Genomic DNA, 18352 nt, shown 5'->3' with positions numbered 1-18352 from the left:
CGGCGCAATGGCCCGATCCGAATGGGAGAGAGTAATTTCCGTCTATGTGGCCCGCTGCGGATCAGCTGCCACCAGCAGGCTGCAGCGCACCTTTTCCACCAGCAGCGAATCGGTCGACCCGCGCCACCAGCGCAGCGAGAAGGGCTTGTGACGGGAGTGGCCGAGAATCACGAGATCGATGCCGGCGCGATTGACCATGTCGGCGATCACGGTGACCGGTTCGCCCACTTCGAGATGCGTGATGACCCTCAGGCCGGCTTCCATCAGCAGCTCCCTTCCGGTCGCGAGCACCGATTCCATTGCCTTGCGCTCGGCCTGCTCCTCCTCCACATTGAGGACCGCCGCTGCCACGAATTCGCCCGCCAGCAGCACCGGCTGCGGCATCACGACCGCAAGCAGATGAATCTCGGCCGACGGGCCCGGCGACAGGCGGATGCACTCCTGCAGGGCGAAGCGGCTTTCGGGCGTGCCGTTATATGCAACCAGGATTTTGCGGTACATGGTTTCCTCCTTATCAGCGATGAAACAGCGACGACACCTTCAAATAACTCACCCTACCTGGACAGCGCCTTTTCGATATCGGCCGCCATGCCTTTGTCATCCGGGGTCACGCGACTCGGATAATGGCCGGCAACCTTCCCGTTGCGGTCGATCAGGTACTTGTGAAAATTCCATTTCGGCGCCGTGCCGGTTTCCTTCGCCAGCGTGGCATGCAGCGGATTGGCGGCCGGACCGGTGACGGAGGTCTTGGAAAACATCGGGAACTTGACGCCGTAGGTATTGAAGCAGAGGTTGGCAATGTCCTTGCTGTTGCCGGGTTCCTGGTTGCCAAAGTCGTTGGAGGGAAATCCCAGCACCACCAGCCCTTTCGGGCCGTACTTCGCATACAGTTTTTCGAGGCCTTCGTACTGGCTGGTGAAGCCGCAGTAACTCGCGGTATTGACTACCAGCAGCACCTTGCCCGCGTACTGGCACAGGTGCTGCGGTGCTTCATCCTGCAGCCGGTTGAAGCGCTGGTCCAGCAATGCCGGGCAGGCGGCTTGCGCATGGGCCATGCCGCCGAGACCGGCCAACAGCGCAAGCATGACGACGTGCTTTTTCATGATCAGTTCCATCGCCCCGACGCGCCCGCGACGCTGTAGCGTCCCGCGCCGAGCAGCGCCACCGCAATGGCGGAAGCGAGGTAGAAGCCTTGCAGCTCCAGTGCCCAGCCGCCGGTCTTTGTCATGCTGAATAATTCGCCGGTATGCACGAGCAGGATGGCGACCACCATATTGATCGCAACGACGAGGGCAGCCGGCCTGGTCCAGACGCCGAAGAGGATAAGTAGCGGCGCGATAACTTCGCCGACGTACACGAGATAGCCGAGTTCCGCCGGCAAACCTGCCTTGGCGAGCATTCCGGTGATGAAACCGACGCCGCCGAAGATTTTGGAGACGCCGTGGAACAGCAGCAATACCGCCAGCACCACCCGCAGAATCAACTTGCCCAGATCGTCCGAGGAACCGGAACTGCCGTATGTCCTTGCCACCATGAGAAGCTCCTGTGTAGGTTGGGTTGCCGTATGGTTGAGTCAGCCGCTATCTTAGAGTGTGTGTTGATACTTCTGCAAGCCGCACCGCCGCATACGGACATAGATCAAACCGGCGCGGTTTTTCCTGTCATCCCCTGCCGATGTAAGGCATTTTCGTCGCCATGACCGTCATGAACTGCACATTGGCGTCCAGCGGCAGGCTGGCCATGTACAGCACCGCGCGGGCGACATGGTCGACATGCATCGTCGGCTCCGGCTCGATGCTGCCGTTGGCCTGCAGGATGCCGCGCCCCATTCTTGCCGTCATGTCGGTCGATGCATTGCCGATATCGATCTGTCCGCAGGCGATGTCGTACTTGCGGCCATCGAGGGACGTGGCTTTCGTCAGGCCGGTGACGGCGTGCTTGGTTGCAGTATAGGCGGAGGAATGCGGACGCGGCGCATGGGCGGAAATCGACCCGTTGTTGATGATGCGCCCGCCGCGCGGTTGCTGATCCTTCATCAGCCGGAATGCCTCCTGGGTACACAGGAAGACGCCGGAGAGGTTGATGTCGACCGCCGCCTTCCATTGCTCGTAGGGCAGTTCCTCCAGCGACACCGGCGCGGCGAACACGCCGGCGTTATTGAACAGCAGGTCGAGCCGACCGTAGGCATCCCGCGTGGCGGCGAACAGCGCTTTCACCGATGCCGGATCGCTGACGTCGGTCGGCACCACCAGTGTGCGTTCACCGGCAGGGTCGCCCTGCTGCGCGGTTTGTTCCAGCGCATCCCTGCGCCGGCCGGCCAGCACGACCGAATAGCCTTCCTTCATCAGTGCAAGCGCCACATGCCTGCCGATGCCCGACCCGGCGCCGGTGACCAGCGCGATATTGTTCGAAGCCATTGATGTCTCCTTGAAGAATTATGTGCGACGGATGTTGACCAGGATCACGCCGGTCATCACCAGCGCCGCGCCGGCCGCGAAACGGGCGTCGATCGGATCGTTCAGCAGCAGCACGCCGAAGCCGACGCCGAACAGCGGCGTCATGAACGAAAACACGGTCAGGCGCGACGCCAGGTAGCGGCGCAGCATCCAGAACCATAGCAGGAAGCTGAGGAAAGCGATGATCACCGACTGGAAAAACAGGCTGGCCCAGACCACGCCGGTCATGGTGACGGAAGCACCCTGGCCGAGGGCGAGCGCCACGCCGGTCATCACGATGCCGCAGACGCCGAGCTGGTAAAGCAGGGTTGCAGTCGGCGGCGCTTCCGACAGCGCGGAGCGGCGTATCCATACGGTGGTGGCGCCCCAGAACGCGCCGCCCATGACACCCAATGCGTCGCCGATCAGCATGTGTGTCCAGTCCCGCCCCTGGACTGCAAAACCGCCGGAGAACGCCACCGCGATGCCGGCGAACGCCGCCAGCACTCCGGCCCATTGCACCGGGCCGAGACGCTCGCCCGGCACCAGCCAGTGCAACCCCAGCACGGTGAAGACCGGCGCGGTGTAGAGGAATACCGACATGTGCGAGGCGGTCGTGAATTCCAGTCCGGCGGCAACGCAGATGAACTCGATTGCGAACAGCATGCCCGCGATGATGCCGGGGCGCAATGTGGCGGCTTTTAACGAGCCGCCGCCGTGCCACCAGATGACGACGCACACGAGCAAGGCCGCAATGGCTGAGCGCAAGCCGATCTGCATGATCGCGCCCATGTGCGGCAAGGCAAGTTTGACCGCGACCTGCTGCAATCCCCAGAACACGCAAAGGCCCAGCATCAAGGCAACAGCGGAGGCATCGAGCGGCTTGCGTTCCATCATCGTTCTTCCATGTAAAGGTGAGCGGCTATTGTAAGCGGTGGCGACGATTTGCATTTCCCGTCGGATACGCGCAAGCAGAAAGCCGATTTAGTTATGAACCAGTGGGCAAGCCCGGTCTCTAACCTTGGTATTTCGACATATAAATCCGGAGAAAAAGTGATGAGTGAAAAAAGTATCGATGCCGTCGAACTGCTTGTTTCCCAGCACCGCGCCATGGAGGCGCTGCTGAAGAAAGTTGCGGAAAGCGACAATCGTGAAGAGAAAAAGACGCTGTTTGCCGAAGCCGGCGATCATCTCGCAACGCATATCAAGTCGGAAGAAGAGCTGTTCTATCCGGCCGTCAAGGCAGCCCGCAACGAGGACCGCCTGCTTGAATCGCTGGAGGAACATCTGTCGCTGAAGCGGCTGCTGGCCGACCTGGTGGCGTTGGATCCGGACGATAAAACCTTCGAGGCCAAGCTGCAGGTGCTGACCGAGCAGGCGGAACATCATCACAAGGAAGAGGAAGAGCACCTGTTTCCGGAAGTGCCGAAGCTGATGAGCCAGGAGCAGCGCGAAGCGCTCGGACGTGAAATGCTGGCCTTGCAGAATAACCTCGATCGACAGGGCGATCCGCGGGAAGCGGTGGTCAATGAGACCGGTTCCGCGGCACCGCTCGACTAGGATGCGGGCGCGCATGCGCCTGATGCATCGAAAGGAGCAATGATGAAACCTCTACTGCTCAGCGTGATTGCGGCATGTTTTGCCGTCACGGCCCATGCGCAGACCGGCATGCCGGCCAAACCTCCCGGTTCGTCGCTGCCGACACCCTCCGAACCGGGCATGCGCAGCGCGCCGGATTCCTCGATGTCATCGGGAGGGAAGTCGGGCATGGTGGTGGAGCCGCCAAGCACCGGCACCGCCAAGGACATGGTGAAAACGCCGACAGCGCGCATCGATCCGGAAATCAACGAGGCAACCGGCGACATCGACCGGAAGAGGCGCGAGGAATTGCAGGAAAAGCGCAGGCAGGACAAATCGAAAATGCCTGCGCAATAAGGCTACGGAAACAGGACCATGCGTTGCGCCTTTTTCTGCCTGCTGATGTCGCTTTCGGCAGCAGCCCATGCGTGGCCGCCACACCAGGCGCTTTCCCCTGCCGCGCCAAGCGTGCGGCCGGTGAATGACATGGCGCTCGAGGCCGAGCCGCCGGCGGCCGGTGCGCCGGTCAGCCCGGAAATGGAAAAGAAAGTGCGGATGTTTCTGGATCGATTCGTCGATCCCGACAAGACGCCCGCCGAGCAGGCCGCATTGTTTGCCGAGGAAGCGGAGTACTACGAGCAGGGCGTGGTCGGCAAGAACGCGATCCGCCGAGATGTCGAACGCTATGTGAAGCACTGGCCGCACCGCAATTACCAGGTGTCGGAAATCTCGTACATCAACCCGGACCCGATGTCGAAGGACCGGGTATTCGTCGCCTACACCATCGATTTCGAAGTCGCCAACCGCACCCGCACGATCAGGGGAAAGGCGAACTACGGCGCGGTGATCAACAATCTGAGCGATGAACCCAAGGTCGAAGCGATCAAGGAGAGGGTCACCCGGAGAAAGTCGGGAACGTCGGAGTAGGTTGGCTCGGTATGCTGCTGAAAAGCGACTGCGAGCGCCGATGTGGACACGCTGCTACGACAGTGTCCTTGTATTTATCGCCACCCGCTCGACCAGCATCTGCCCCAAATCCGCAGTGAGCTTGGACGCGACACGATCAAGCGCAGACTGAATCCGGGCCAGCAATGCATCCAGATATCGATCAGCTTCTTCCGGATCGAGGAAACCGAAGCGAATGGCGTCGCCCAGAATCGCTGCGCGTGTAATGACGTTCGCGCCTGATGACAATTGCAGGGTCAGAGACTTTGGCGTTTCCTCCAGGTTCGGCACCACGTCGAAAGCCGGCGACAGCCGCCATCGCTGTTCGCGCGGATTGAATACGACTGCATGATTCCTGGGATGGTCGTCATCGTTTCCAATGACGGCATTGAACACCATCCGGCCGAACAATTCCTTGCGGTCCTCGTCCGGCGCGCCGATCCGGCGGAGTTCCTCCGCAAGCCGCGGGTAACTCCAGCGACTCGCCTCTGCCTGGGATGCTGCGGGATATTCAGTCTGCAGCAGTGACGCGCCACTCACTGCCATCCGGCGCCGGTCGCCGTCTCTGTCAAAGCGCAATATGCGAACCACGCTCAGGCCATCGCCCAGGCGATGAAGCACTGTTTTAGCGAAGTTAAGTCCTGCCAGTTCGCCGCACTCATGCGAGACATGTTCAAGCAGCGGGATATCAGCAATATCCGTGGGCAGGTAAGGCTTGACGAGCCAGAATGTTTCCCCGTCTTGAATTGTGGCCTTGGGACGCGCGCCACCTAGGCTCGGCGTGGCGACCAGACGCTTTCGCAGTTTCGCATCGATCGGCGGACGACGTTCGGCGATGGCAAGCAATTCTTGCGATAGTGCTTCAAGTTGTGGCAGGCGAGGGCTCTTCAACTTGTCGACCGACGGGGTCTTCGATGTGCCGAAAGCCAGGGCACCCCACCGGTCCGCATTGCTTGCCAGGAGCAGGTAACGCGATTCATGTGCGTCGGTTGGCAGTTGATGCGCCTTTTGAAGAAGCGATTTTCCCCATGCGTCGGGATTGGCATCCCGCAGCACATCATGCAGGCCGCCATAGCGCGGTGCGACGTAATCATGCCCGGCAATAAGAGGCAGATTGACCGGATCGACTGACCACGACAATCCGGCCTCGACATAGCTTGGCGCATAAAGAAAGGTGCCGATACCGCCTTCCCTGTCCAGGCGATACCGGCCGACAGTCACCCACTCGCCATTGTCAGGCCGCTGCAAATAAACGTAGATGGGTTTAGAAATGATCGTCGATGTCATGCGCATGCCTGATGCGAACCCGCTTGTTTGTGTTTGGCGAATGCAGCAAATGGCCGGGAAGCGAAGGCGCTGCCATTTCCAGCGCGCCCAGTATCATCAGGGCCGAAAGATACAGGCCTGCCCCTGCACCCGGATCGCCTTTTTCAAGCCGACGCAGCGTGGTATGCGTTATGCCCATCCGCGCACAGAGATCGCTGACGCGAACTTTTTGCTCAAGGCGCAAGGTTCTGATGCACGCTCCCCAGGTTTGGAGGCGCTCGGTGACGAGCGAGGGGACTTCATCGGCCTGCAAGCCCTTGTTGGGCATGATCGTCTCCCGGCGAGGTTAAATATAGATGCTCGATTATGGGGTCTAACGGAGCATCCATCAACCAAAATCCAGGGTAAATACCTAACATAGATGCTCTTTTATGCGATTTAAAAGAGCATCTATGTTAGGTATTGGGTCCCCGGCCGTTTCTGGCAAATGCGACGTCTGGAGATTTATGAGGCGTGGAACCAATGCGTCAGGCGACGTATTCGGTCGTCATGTCACCCACCTTCGGGGCGGAAGCGCACTGCATTCGTGCGCTTCCGTCCGGATTGTATTTACTGCGCCACCCGCTCGGAAATATAGGCCAGCGCTTCATCGATCTGGTCGATCAGTACCAGGCACAAATCGCCCGGCGCCAGGCTGGCGAGCGCCGTGTCGATGGCCTTGAACTCGCCCTGGATTTCCTTGATCGACGTCGTGCGCGATGCATGGCTAAGCCCTTCGCGCAGCAGGCCGATCACTTCACCGTCGGCGCGGCCGCGCTGGCATTGGTCTTCATACAGGATCACTTCATCGAATGCATCGCCGAGAATTTCGGTCTGGCGGGTCAGGTCGATATCGCGCCGGTCGCCGGCGCCGCTGATGACGACCGAGCGGCGGTGGGCGGGCACGCTGTCGATGGCCCGCACCAGCGCTTCGATCGCGTCCGGGTTATGCCCGTAGTCGGCGATCACGGTGGCGCCGCGATAGGAAAAGAGATTGAACCTGCCCGGCGCGCTGCGCACATCGCTGACGAACGTCGCCAATCCTGCGCGTATGGTTTCCCATGGAATGCCGAGCGCCCACGCCGCTCCGATGGCCGCCATCACATTCTCGACCTGGAAGCCGATCGCACCGTTGTGGGTGATGGGAATGTCGGCCAGCGCCACGCGATGCTCGCGCCTGCCAACCGATGCGACGATCACGTTGCCGTCGACGTACAGCACGCGGCGTCCCTGCGCCTGCTGGGTGAAGATGACCGGATGATGCCGGTCGCGGGCAAAGAAGGTGATGGAACCGGGACAGGATGGCGCCATATCGACCACCATCGGATCGGCCGCATTGAGCACCGCCATGCCTTTCGGCGCGACGTTGTGCACCACCACCCGCTTCAGCACGGCGAGGTCTTCGACGGTGTTGATGTAATTCAGTCCGAGATGATCGCCCACGCCGATGTTCGTCACCACCGCGACATCGCAGCGGTCGAAGCCGAGGCCTTCGCGCAGGATGCCGCCGCGCGCGGTTTCGAATACCGCCGCGTCGACGTCCGGGTGCAGCAGCACATTGCGTGCGCTGCGCGGGCCGCTGCAATCGCCGGTGTCGATACGCTGATGATTGACATAGACGCCGTCCGTGCTGGTCAGGCCGACGCGGTACTTGTTCTTTTCGAGGATATGGGCAATCAGTCTCGCGGTGGTCGTCTTGCCGTTCGTGCCGGTGACCGCCACCACGGGAATGCGGCCATCGTCGCCGTCGGCGAACATGTTGGCGATGATCGCTTCACCCACCGGGCGTCCCTTGCCGTAGGACGGCTGCAAGTGCATGCGCAGGCCGGGTGCGGCGTTGACTTCAACGATACCGCCGCCCTGCTCTTCCAAAGGAAGAATCACGGTTTCGCACACCAGGTCGACGCCGCAGATATCAAGACCGACGGTTTGCGCCGCTTCCACCGCGCGCGCCGCCATTTCCGGATGCACATCGTCGGTGACGTCGGTCGCGGTGCCGCCGGTGGAAAGGTTGGCATTGTTCCGCAAGGCCACCAGCGTGCCCTTGGAGGGAATGCTGCTGACGCTGTAGCCATGCTTGGCCAGCGTGGCGAGCGCTATATCGTCGAGCCGGATCTTGGTCAGCGAGGTGGCATGGCCTTCACCACGGCGCGGGTCGCGGTTGACCTGCTCGATCAGCTCGCCGATGGTGTGCTGTCCGTCGCCGACCACCTGCGGCGGGGCGCGCCGGGCGGCGGCAACGAGCTGATCGCCGACCACCAGCAGGCGGAAGTCATGGCCGCTGATGCAACGCTCTACGATGACGTCGGAACAGATGGTGGATGCGACCGCAAACGCGGCTTCCACTTCTTCGCGAGTCCTGATGTTGACTGCGACGCCCTTGCCCTGGTTGCCATCGCGCGGCTTCACCACCACCGGGCCGCCGATCTCCTGCGCGGCCTGCCAGGCTTCCTCCGGCGTCGTCACCGACCTGCCATGTGGCACCGGCACGCCGGCCGCGTGCAGCAATTCCTTGGTCAGGTCCTTGTCCTGCGCGATCGATTCCGCGATGGCGCTGGTGCTGCAGGTTTCAGCCGCCTGGATGCGGCGCTGCTTGCTGCCCCAGCCGAACTGCACCATGCTGCCTTCGGTCAGCCGCCGGTAGGGAATTCCGCGTGCGACCGCCGCCTGCACGATGGCGCCGGTGCTCGGCCCGAGCCGCACGTCCTCGTCCAGTGACTGCAACCGGTGCAATGCCGGCTCCAGCTCGAAAGGCGTATTCTCCTGCGCGCTGCGGATCAGCGCTTCGGCAAACTCGAACGCCAGCCTGCCGACCGCTTCTTCGGTGTATTCGACAACGACCTGGTACGTGCCGCGATCGACTGTCTCCACCACGCGGCTGAAGGTCACCGGGCATCCGGCCTGAGCCTGCAATCCGAGCGCCGCCGATTCGAGCACGTGGGCCAGCGAAAACGGATGGTCGGGGCTGGACGGCTCCAGGAAGCGGATCTCCGGAAAGCGGGCCCGCAGCCGTGTTTCGAAATCCGGCAGGCGCGTGATGTCCCGTTCGTCATCGGTGCAGGTCACGATCGCCTCGATCGACGTGTGCCGGCTCCAGAGATTAGGTCCGCGAAGGGCCCGGATGCGTGTGATTTCCATGAACTTGTATCCTCTGTTGCGCGCGTGGACAGGATGCTTTCGCAGGGGGCCTGACCCTTGGGCGTCTTGTTTTATTTTGTTGGTTTATTAGGGCAGGCGGCGATATACGCTTTGTGTCGCTTCTTTCCCGCAGGCGCCCTGCAAGGAAGAAGGGGCTTTTTCTATCCCGGAATAAATTTCGAGCCTGCCGGATTTTTCGAAACTCAAGCCACCGCCACCGCCTCCGCGTTGACGCCAAACTCGACACTTTTCACCCCCGCCCGAACCAGTTCCAGCGCAATTCCCAGCGCCCACGCCGCGCCGACTGCGGCCAGCATGTTTTCGGTCATGTGAGCGCGGTGCGCCGGTTCCGCGGCAGCGATGGCGCCGATCTCCGCCAGGTCGATCAGCGGCACTTCGGCGGCGCCTGCGGCCAGCACGATGCCACCGTGGCGCACGAACACCGCGCGGCCGCCTTCCTTCCTGTGGCGCGCTACGACCGGGATTTCAGGCGACAGGCCGAAGAAGATCACACCGCCGTCGCACAGCGATGCAAGTTCGGCCACCCGCGCATCCGCCGCGTTGAGCACTGCCACGCCGTCGGGGAGCACCACGTCGACCTGGGTGCGGACGACCTTGCCGGCCATCTGGTCGGCGTCGTCGATATGCCAGTCCGGCAGGCTGGCCTTTGGATCGATATTGGTCACCACGCCGACCTGGCAGCGGTCGTAGCCGAGGCCTTCGGCGAGGATGGCGCGGAACCCGGTCTCGACGACCGCGGCATTGATCGCGCGGTTCGTCATAATGCGGCGTGCAGTCTGCCAGTTGGCGCCGTCGCCGCGCTCGACCTGTCGACCGCGCAAGAAGAAACCATCGCTGCATCCGAGACCGACATGGGCGCCGTGCAGGTGCAGCAGGCGAGCTACCAGATGCGCCACCATGGTCTTGCCGTGGCTGCCGGTGATGCCGACGACGGGAATGCGGCCGTCGTCGTCGCCCGGAAACAGATGATTGACGATCGCCTCGCCGACCGGGCGCGGCTCGCCGTCGGCCGGTTTCAGGTGCATCAGCAAACCAGGGCCTGCATTGGCCTCGACGACCGCGCCGCCCTGTTCGTCGAGCGGACGGGATATATCTTCGGCCACGAGGTCGACACCGGCGATGTCCAGTCCGACGATGCGGGCCGCCAGCGCTGCGGCTGCGGCTACGCTCGGATGGACGAGGGGAGTGACATCGAAAGCGACGTTTCCGTTGCGCTGCACAAGAACCTGTCTGCCGGCTTCCAGCACCGTTTCCGGTGTGAGTCCCTGGCGCGTCAGTTCCAGCAGCACCGCCGGATCCTCATCGATCAGCACCAGATTCAGCGGGAATTCCTCGGTGGTGCCGCGGCGCGGATCGGTATTGATCTGGGTGTCGATCAATTGAAGAATGGTCGATGTGCCGTCGCCCGTCACGGTGGCAATTTCGCCTCGCGCCGCCGCTACCATCTTGCCGCCCACGACCAGCAGCCGGTGTTCGTCGCCGGGAATGAAGCGCTCGACGATAACTTCGCTGCCTTCTTCCTCGGCCAGCCGGTAGGCCGCCTCGATCTCTTCGCGCGTCGTCAGATTGGTCGATACGCCGCGGCCATGGTTGCCGTCGGACGGTTTCACCACGACGGGCACCCCGATATCCTGCGCTGCTTCCCAGGCATCGTCGATATCTGACACGATGCGGCCTTCCGGCACCGGTACGCCGCAGGAGCGCAGCAGGCTCTTGGTCAAATCTTTGTCACTGGAAATACTCTCGGCGATGGCGCTGGTCTGATCGGTTTCCGCGGTCCAGATGCGATGCTGGCGGGCGCCGTAACCGAGCTGGACCAGGTTGCCGCTGTTCAACCGCAGCGAAGGGATGCCCCGGTCGGCGGCGGCATCGACGATGCAGGCAGTGCTTGGTCCGAGGCTGACGGACTCGGCGATGTCGCGCAGCCGGCTTACCGCGTCGTCCACGTCGAAAGGCCGGTCCTCGATGCCTGCCATCACCATGTCGCGCGCCATCACAAGGGCTGCGCGGCTGACTTCCTCATAGCGCGCCCGTACCGCCACCTTGTAGACACCCGGCGTGGAGGTTTCGCGTGCCTTGCCGAACCCGGTCTGGACGCCGGCCAGGTTTTGCAATTCGATCATCACATGTTCCATGATGTGCGCCGGCCAGGTGCCTTCGCGCAGCCTCTGCAGGAACCCGCCACGCTCGCCGACGCCGCACCGGTGCTCCACCAGCGAGGGCAGCCAGGCGGTCAGGCGTTCATAGAAACCGGGGATTGTGTTGGACGGCGACGCTTCGAGCTCACCGATGTCGACCCAGGCTTCGAGGACCGGACGATAGGTCCAGATATTCGGCCCGCGCAGCGAGACCACATTGATGATCTCAATGGATTTTTTATTCATTTGACGTGTGAAGCTGAGGATTGGACTTGTGGACGACGAGTCGCTTTGAATTGAAGTTATGTCTGTCTTTAACGCGCCAACGGCGGGATGGTTTACTGATCGGCTGCAAAAATTATCTTACGGAATCAAATTCGGGCAAACAACAACATCGTAAGCGCCTGTATCTGGCTTGTAACGGAATATGCGGCGGTTAACGGCAGCGGTAATCGGTATACTTGCCGCCACAGCGAATCCTCCAACGGCGACGCGAAATTAACTTCTTGCAAACAGAATTGTTTGCCGTTTCGAAATCATCAGCCGTTTCAATGAAAACCGAATTTTCCGAAGTACCGCCGCAAAGGCAAATGATACCTGCTTCATGGCAGACCGATGTGCAGGCGCATCTCCAGCCAGGTGAGAACGTACTCGCCTGCCTGGAACTCGACCTCGACCTGCAGCTGCGTTTTTCCGCCGGCATTGTCGTTGTGACAAATTCGAGGCTCTTCACGAAAACCGCCGAATCCGCCGGCTGGCAGGAATGGCCGTATCGCCCGCATCTGTCGCTCGTTCACCACGATCACGCCGGCGTCGGCACGCTCGAGCTGCACGACGAAACCCGTCGCCTTGCCGCCTGGCGCTATACCCTGGGGCATAACCCGGATGCGCTGCGCCTGATCGGGCAGTTCGAGCAACAGTGCACGGCGGCGGTCGCCGGCCGTCCGGTGGTGCCGCCTGCCGATGCAACCTGTCCGAGCTGCCACGCGCCGCTGCCGCCCGACCAGGAGGAATGCCAGATCTGCGTGCGCGAGCTGCACACGCCGCCATCGACCTGGACCTTATTCCGGCTGTGGCGCTTCGCCAAGCCGTACAAGGGGCAACTGATCCTCGGCTTCCTGCTGACGCTGGCATCGACCGCCGCCACGCTGGTGCCGCCCTATCTCACCATGCCGTTGATGGACAACGTGCTGATCCCGTACCAGAACGGCCAGTCGATCGACGTCAACCTGGTGGTGCTCTACCTGAGCGGCCTCTTCGGCGCGGCCTTGCTGGCATGGGTGCTCGGCTGGGCGCGCACCTATATCCTCGCGCTGGTGAGCGAACGCATCGGCGCGGACCTGCGCACGACCACCTATGAGCATTTGCTGAAATTGTCGCTGGAGTATTTCGGTGGCCGGCGCACCGGCGACCTGATGACGCGCATCGGATCGGAGACCGACCGCATCTGCGTATTCCTGTCGCTGCACCTGCTGGACTTCGCCACCGACGTGCTGATGATCGGCATGACGGCGGTGATTCTCATATCAATCAATCCCTGGCTGGCGCTGGTGACGCTGCTGCCGCTGCCGTTCATCGCCTGGATGATCCATGTGGTGCGCGACAAGCTGCGCCACGGCTTCGAGAAAATCGACCGGGTGTGGGCGGAAGTCACGAACGTATTGGCCGACACCATTCCCGGCATCCGGGTGGTCAAGGCGTTCGCCCAGGAAAAACGCGAAGCGGTCCGCTTCCGTGAAGCCAATGCGCATAACCTGGTAATCAACGACCGTGTCAACAAGGTATGGTCGCTGTTCTCGCCCACTGTCACCTTCCTCACCGAAATCGGCCTCTTGGTCGTCTGGGCTGTCGGCATCTGGCAGATCTCGCAGGGCATGATCACCGTCGGCGTGCTGACCGCTTTCCTTGCCTATATCGGCCGCTTCTACACCCGTCTCGACTCGATGAGCCGCATCGTATCGGTTACGCAAAAGGCCGCCGCCGGCGCAAAGCGCATCTTCGACATCCTGGATCATGTCTCCAGCGTGCCGGAGCCTGCCAATCCGGTCCGGATGGAGCGTGTGCAGGGGCACATCCGGCTGCGCGACATCGGCTTCCGTTACGGTAATCGCGCGGTGCTGCGCGGCGTCGACCTGACCATCCAGCCCGGCGAAATGATCGGCCTGGTCGGTCACAGCGGCTCCGGCAAGAGCACGCTGGTCAACCTGATCTGCCGCTTCTACGACGTGTCGGAAGGCGCCATCCTGGTCGACGGCGTCGATATCCGTTCGCTGCGCGTCGCCGACTACCGCCGCCACATCGGCCTGGTGCTGCAGGAACCCTTCCTCTTCTTCGGCACCATCGCCGACAACATCGCTTACGGCAAGCCGGGCGCGAGGCGCGAGGAAATCATCGCCGCCGCGCGCGCGGCGAATGCGCATGAATTTATCCTGCGCCTGCCGCACGGCTACGACTCGATGGTGGGCGAGCGTGGCCAGACCCTGTCCGGCGGCGAGCGCCAGCGCATCTCGATTGCCCGCGCATTGCTGATCGATCCGCAGTTGCTGATTCTCGATGAAGCGACCTCGTCGGTGGATACCACGACCGAGAAGGAGATCCAGAAGGCGCTCGACAACCTGGTGCGCGGCCGCACCACGATCGCGATCGCGCACCGTCTGTCCACGCTGCGCCGTGCCGACCGGCTGGTCGTGCTCGACAAGGGACAGATCGTCGAAGTCGGTCAGCATGATGAATTGATGGAGCGGCAGGGCGCGTACTACCGGCTCTACCAGGCACAGGCGCGCCAGGCGGAGGACGAGGCGGCCGGGCTGGTCGAAGGCCAGCCGGAATGGAGTGAGAGCATCGCATGAATGATTTCCGATTGACCCGCAATGCGTTCGGCAAACTGGTATTCACCTCGGCCGACGGCAGCCTGACGCATGAAGGCGTGGTGCCGGTGCGCGCCTTCCCGATTGCCGCGCCCGACCAGGGCATCTCCCTGGTGACCGTCGACGGCCATGAACTCGCATGGATAGACCGGCTGGCCGATCTGCGCAGCGAGCTGCGGGATCTGCTGGAAGAGGAACTGGCGAACCGGGAATTCCTGCCGCAGATCAGCCGCATCGTCGCCGTGTCGACATTCGCCGTCCCGAGCCGCTGGCAGGTGGAGACCGACCGCGGCAATGCGGCGTTCATCCTGAAGGGCGAGGAAGATATACGGAGGGTGGCGCACTCGACGCTGCTGATTGCAGACAGTCATGGCGTGCAATACCTGATCCGCGATCTGGAGAAACTCGACAAGGCCAGCCGCAAGCTGCTGGACCGGTTTCTATAGCTGCAATACTTCAGTGCGGCGCCGCCTGGCCGGGGTGCCGCCAGGTTGGCCGCGCTGTCCGGCGCTCCTTGTTGCGAGGGCGCCCGACAGCGAAAGAAGCGCTTCAATAAACGGATTCCGCGTCAGCAGGAATCAGCGCAATCAGGAGCGGGCGTACACCAGCACCAGCCGCTTCGACTTTTCCACGGAAGGCCGTGCCGCCGCAACCGGACGAGGCATGCTCTCGTCCTTCATATTCAATGCCGTCTGCAATATGTCGAGCATGATCGCCCGTGCCTCGTCGTGCTCTTCCTTCAACGCGCGACGCGGAAACAATCCGGCTTCCACTGCCTTCGCCGTAGCGGCGTCAATCATTTCTGTGCTGATGTTCATGCAAGCTCCATCGATAAAACAATGTTATGCAGTGCGATGCACTGTCTTTGTAACGTATGAATAATGTCGCGGAGACATTGCTTTGTTGCCGGCTTTTACATCTTCTTACACCGGCATGAAATCGATGTCCTGTCGCCGATGTTTGACCAAACAGAACACAACGTCGAAATCCATCTGTTATTTGTTAAGGGCACTTAACAAAACACGTCCAACACGGTTGTCATGCTTGCTAAAAAGAATGTGTTGTCCATTTTGTCAGGCAGTGAAACCGGAACGGCAGCAAGTCGATGGGAGTAGGGGATGAATGAAGTACGTGCCGTGGTATGGGCGACGATACAAAAGGAGTTTTCAGATTTAAATGATGTGGAACAGGTCACCCAGGTATGCCTGCGCCTGATGGTGGCCATCATCCTGGGGGCAGTACTTGGATATGAGCGTGAACTGCGCGGCACTGCGGCGGGTCTGCGCACGCATATGCTCGTCGCCCTCGGTTCTGCGCTCTTCGTGCTCGTGCCGCTGCAGACGGGAATGGAAGTATCCGACCTGAGCCGCGTGTTGCAGGGGGTGGTGGCGGGCATCGGATTTCTCGGCGCCGGCGCCATCATCAAGCTGTCGGAAGACCGCGAGGTCAAGGGGCTGACCACCGCGGCCAGTGTCTGGCTGACGGCGGCCATCGGCGTTGCGGCCGGCATGGGGCGTGAAGCGACGGCGGTTCTCAGTACATGTCTTGCACTGTTTATCCTTCTGCTATCCCATCACGGATCGAAGCAGGTCAAGTTCGATGAATAGGCAGTCCGGCGATCCGCTTCGCTAATTCGGATTTTTCATCGCTGCGTCGATCGCCGCATCAAGCAAGTGCGGCGGCAGGCCGATGTTGCGGGCGACCCATGCAGGATCGGCGACATCGCGCAGGTAGCGGTAGCGCGACGCTTCCAGCTGCGCCGCCTGATCCGCAACCGGTGCCGGAGGCTGCGCGCGCAACTCCCGCACCATGACGGCGATCTCCGATTGCAGCCGCTCGATCACGTCGGCCGCACTTTCCACCAGCGGCACAATCTCGTCCAAGGCAAAACGTTTGCTGCGCAATTGCGCCAGGATTTGTTTATCCATCGCTTCTCCCCATTGGATGAGCCATTTTATTGACGTGCGCACAACGCGATATTGAGATTTCTCGCATTGTTGCGCTGTGGATCGAATCAGAGCCGCGCCAGCAACAGCTGTGTCAGCTCGTTGTCGTTCAGGACAATCGGATTGGTGCGCATGCTGCCGCCACGACTGTTGGCGACCACTTTCTGCAGATGATCCGCATGCATGCCGAATTCATTCAAACGAGGCAGGCGCAATTGTTCGACCCAGATGCGCAGCAGGTCGATCAGCGCATCGCAGGCGGCATGATCGTCGGGTTCGGCGGCGTCGTTCAACAGCCTTGCGACGGCGGCGTACTTTGCCAGCGCCGGCGATTGCGGATCACGCGCACGCAATGCATGGATGTTGGTCGCGGTTGCTTCCGCAACCAGCGTGCCGCAGACGACGCCGTGCGGCATCGGAAAATAGGCGCCCAGGGGCGATGCCAGGCCATGCACCGAGCCGAGCCCCGCCTGCGCGAGCGTGATGCCGGACATCAGGGAAGCGTAGGCAATGCGCGCCAGGCCCTCCTGCCGCTGCGGGTGCTTTTCCTCCCAGGCAGACCAGAAGCCGTCCCGGAATGCCTGCAGCCCGGAGAGGGCGAGCGCATCGGTAAACGGACTGGCATTGACCGATACATACGACTCCAGCAACTGGGTGAACGCATCCATGCCGTTGGCCGCGATCAGCGACAGCGGGCATGATTCCAGCAGCGCCGGGTCGACGATCGCTACCTGTGCCACCAGCGCATCGTGGCGAAAGGACTTCTTGAAGCCTTCATCGCCCTGCACGCTGAGCACCGCATTCTTGGTCGCTTCGCTGCCGGTGCCGGCGGTGGTCGGCACCGCGATGAAGGGCAATGACGGTCCTTTATAGGCGATGCCGCGGCCGACGCCTTCGAGATAATCCATGACCGAATGGCCGCTGGTCAGCAATCCCGCGATCGCCTTGGCTGCATCCAGCACGCTGCCGCCGCCGATGCCGACGACGACGCTGACGCCGGCATCGCGGAAACGGCGCACCGCTTCATCGACGACCTGCGGTGACGGCTCGCCGTCGACCTGCATCTGGTTCCAGGCGACGCCACGCTTTTCCAATCCCTCCTGCAAGGCGGGCCAGTGCGGCGTCGATAGGAAGGAACGGCCGCCGGTCACCAGCAGCGCCTTGCCGCCGAAGCGGGCGGCGGCTTCGGGAATGTCGGCCGCGCGGCCGGCGCCGAAACGGATCTCCGGCAACCGGGCGACGGAAAAGGTGCCAATGTCAGTCATGTGCATATTGAGGGTTGTGAAAACAGCCCACTTTATACATCGGATGCCTGAATTGCGTTGCCCATGCCGCGGACGATTGGAAAATCCGATCGACCGCCGGCTGCCGACTTATGCATAATGTGTCTATCTTTCCGGCAACCGATGAGGAGCTGTGCCGATGCTTAGAGCGGTCGTACTCGATAACAACGCGATTTCACGTGACCTGTTGAAAAGCGTTTTGGCCAATGGCGGTTACGACATCGTCGGCGATGCCAATATCAGCGCTTCCTCGATTGCCAGCATGATCCGGTTGCAACCGCAGATCGCCTGCATCGACATCGGCATGGCGGACGAAGCCGGATTTCAGAAACTGGATGAAATACGGGAATCATTGCCGAAAGCTATGATATTCGTGGTCTCCGGAAAGCTTGATTCCAGAGCGGTGCAAGGTGCGCTGCAGCGCGGCGTCCATGGCTTCATCGTCAAGCCGTTCAATGGCGTAACTGTGCTGGCAACCATCCGCAATGCAGTCATCAAGCTTGCCAGGCAACATCGTGCCGCCAACAGCCATACCGGCTCTGTGTAATTGAGGAAAGTGGCTCGCAAATTGCTAGCTTTGCGAATGTCTCCTCCAGTTGCGTAAGCGACTCTTGCCCCGTGCGAAAGCCGGGGCATTTTTTCTTCCGGTTCACAGCCTGCGCTTTTTCAGACCATCGCCGCTCCGGCATGGTGCAT

Annotated in this window: 19 protein-coding genes; 7 read left to right on the top strand and 12 right to left on the bottom strand. The window is 61.6% G+C overall.

Annotated features, from left to right (window positions below):
- Positions 1 to 42: 42 nt before the first annotated feature.
- The 5 genes from VGU61_RS10970 to VGU61_RS10950 all read right to left on the bottom strand — a co-directional run bounded on the left by VGU61_RS10970 (position 43) and on the right by VGU61_RS10950 (position 3332).
- Positions 43 to 501, bottom strand: coding sequence for a universal stress protein (locus tag VGU61_RS10970; protein WP_326859162.1), 459 nt, complete (start codon positions 499 to 501; stop codon positions 43 to 45).
- Positions 502 to 554: 53 nt separating this feature from the next.
- On the bottom strand, positions 555 to 1103 hold the full coding sequence (locus VGU61_RS10965) for a glutathione peroxidase (RefSeq protein ID WP_414691621.1): 549 nt from the start codon (positions 1101 to 1103) through the stop codon (positions 555 to 557).
- A gap of 2 nt (positions 1104 to 1105) precedes the next feature.
- Positions 1106 to 1534: a DoxX family protein gene (locus VGU61_RS10960; RefSeq protein WP_326859161.1), complete on the bottom strand. Its 429-nt coding sequence runs from the start codon at positions 1532 to 1534 to the stop codon at positions 1106 to 1108.
- Between the two features lie 127 nt (positions 1535 to 1661).
- Positions 1662 to 2417 carry an SDR family oxidoreductase gene (locus VGU61_RS10955; protein WP_326859160.1) on the bottom strand — a complete coding sequence of 252 codons (756 nt, stop codon included), beginning with the start codon at positions 2415 to 2417 and terminating at the stop codon, positions 1662 to 1664.
- 18 nt (positions 2418 to 2435) lie between these two features.
- A complete protein-coding gene (locus tag VGU61_RS10950) occupies positions 2436 to 3332 on the bottom strand; it encodes a DMT family transporter (protein WP_326859159.1) in 897 nt (298 codons plus the stop codon).
- A gap of 159 nt (positions 3333 to 3491) precedes the next feature.
- Here VGU61_RS10950 and VGU61_RS10945 point away from each other — a divergent pair, with 159 nt between their 5' ends.
- Genes VGU61_RS10945 through VGU61_RS10935 form a run of 3 tightly spaced genes read left to right on the top strand, consistent with a single transcriptional unit; the run spans position 3492 to position 4940 of the window.
- The gene (locus VGU61_RS10945; RefSeq protein ID WP_326859158.1) at positions 3492 to 3995 is read left to right on the top strand and encodes a hemerythrin domain-containing protein; all 504 of its coding nucleotides are present in this window, start codon (positions 3492 to 3494) and stop codon (positions 3993 to 3995) included.
- 42 nt (positions 3996 to 4037) lie between these two features.
- The gene (locus VGU61_RS10940) at positions 4038 to 4370 is read left to right on the top strand and encodes a hypothetical protein (RefSeq protein WP_326859157.1); all 333 of its coding nucleotides are present in this window, start codon (positions 4038 to 4040) and stop codon (positions 4368 to 4370) included.
- A gap of 18 nt (positions 4371 to 4388) precedes the next feature.
- Complete coding sequence (locus tag VGU61_RS10935; RefSeq protein ID WP_326859156.1) at positions 4389 to 4940, top strand: hypothetical protein; 552 nt, start codon at positions 4389 to 4391, stop codon at positions 4938 to 4940.
- Positions 4941 to 4994: 54 nt separating this feature from the next.
- Here the strand turns inward: VGU61_RS10935 and VGU61_RS10930 are convergent, their stop codons facing one another.
- From VGU61_RS10930 to cphA (VGU61_RS10915), 4 genes are all read right to left on the bottom strand, one after another.
- Positions 4995 to 6245 (bottom strand): HipA domain-containing protein, encoded by a 1251-nt coding sequence (locus VGU61_RS10930; RefSeq protein WP_326859155.1) that lies wholly within the window; start codon positions 6243 to 6245, stop codon positions 4995 to 4997.
- The gene (locus VGU61_RS10925; protein WP_326859154.1) at positions 6223 to 6552 is read right to left on the bottom strand and encodes a helix-turn-helix transcriptional regulator; all 330 of its coding nucleotides are present in this window, start codon (positions 6550 to 6552) and stop codon (positions 6223 to 6225) included. Before VGU61_RS10925 ends, VGU61_RS10930 begins: the two co-directional genes overlap by 23 nt.
- Positions 6553 to 6833: 281 nt before the next feature.
- On the bottom strand, positions 6834 to 9401 hold the full coding sequence (cphA, locus tag VGU61_RS10920) for a cyanophycin synthetase (protein WP_326859153.1): 2568 nt from the start codon (positions 9399 to 9401) through the stop codon (positions 6834 to 6836).
- A gap of 203 nt (positions 9402 to 9604) precedes the next feature.
- Entirely contained in the window at positions 9605 to 11806 is a 2202-nt protein-coding gene (cphA, locus tag VGU61_RS10915; protein ID WP_326859152.1) for a cyanophycin synthetase, read from the bottom strand.
- A gap of 344 nt (positions 11807 to 12150) precedes the next feature.
- On the opposite strand from cphA (VGU61_RS10915), the gene VGU61_RS10910 reads away from it, so the two are divergent.
- Complete coding sequence (locus VGU61_RS10910) at positions 12151 to 14409, top strand: ABC transporter ATP-binding protein (protein WP_326859151.1); 2259 nt, start codon at positions 12151 to 12153, stop codon at positions 14407 to 14409.
- Entirely contained in the window at positions 14406 to 14873 is a 468-nt protein-coding gene (locus VGU61_RS10905; protein ID WP_326859150.1) for a DUF1854 domain-containing protein, read from the top strand. The genes VGU61_RS10910 and VGU61_RS10905 overlap by 4 nt, the downstream gene beginning before the upstream one ends.
- A 141-nt stretch (positions 14874 to 15014) precedes the next feature.
- Here the strand turns inward: VGU61_RS10905 and VGU61_RS10900 are convergent, their stop codons facing one another.
- Positions 15015 to 15245, bottom strand: coding sequence for a hypothetical protein (locus VGU61_RS10900; RefSeq protein ID WP_326859149.1), 231 nt, complete (start codon positions 15243 to 15245; stop codon positions 15015 to 15017).
- Between the two features lie 300 nt (positions 15246 to 15545).
- Between VGU61_RS10900 and VGU61_RS10895 the strand changes: the two genes are divergently transcribed.
- Positions 15546 to 16034: an MgtC/SapB family protein gene (locus VGU61_RS10895; protein ID WP_326859148.1), complete on the top strand. Its 489-nt coding sequence runs from the start codon at positions 15546 to 15548 to the stop codon at positions 16032 to 16034.
- A gap of 21 nt (positions 16035 to 16055) precedes the next feature.
- Here VGU61_RS10895 and VGU61_RS10890 read toward each other — a convergent pair whose 3' ends face one another.
- Together VGU61_RS10890 and VGU61_RS10885 are read right to left on the bottom strand one after the other, a co-directional pair.
- A complete protein-coding gene (locus VGU61_RS10890) occupies positions 16056 to 16355 on the bottom strand; it encodes a hypothetical protein (RefSeq protein WP_326859147.1) in 300 nt (99 codons plus the stop codon).
- 86 nt (positions 16356 to 16441) lie between these two features.
- Positions 16442 to 17638, bottom strand: coding sequence for an iron-containing alcohol dehydrogenase (locus VGU61_RS10885; protein ID WP_326859146.1), 1197 nt, complete (start codon positions 17636 to 17638; stop codon positions 16442 to 16444).
- A 157-nt stretch (positions 17639 to 17795) separates the two neighbouring features.
- Here VGU61_RS10885 and VGU61_RS10880 point away from each other — a divergent pair, with 157 nt between their 5' ends.
- Positions 17796 to 18203 carry a response regulator gene (locus VGU61_RS10880; RefSeq protein ID WP_326859145.1) on the top strand — a complete coding sequence of 136 codons (408 nt, stop codon included), beginning with the start codon at positions 17796 to 17798 and terminating at the stop codon, positions 18201 to 18203.
- The last annotated feature ends 149 nt before the right edge of the window (positions 18204 to 18352 follow it).

It is taken from the genome of Noviherbaspirillum sp. (assembly GCF_035944575.1).
Lineage (GTDB): Bacteria > Pseudomonadota > Gammaproteobacteria > Burkholderiales > Burkholderiaceae_D > Noviherbaspirillum.
Note: the sequence above shows the minus strand (reverse complement) of the source record. Positions and strands in the feature narration are given on the sequence as shown.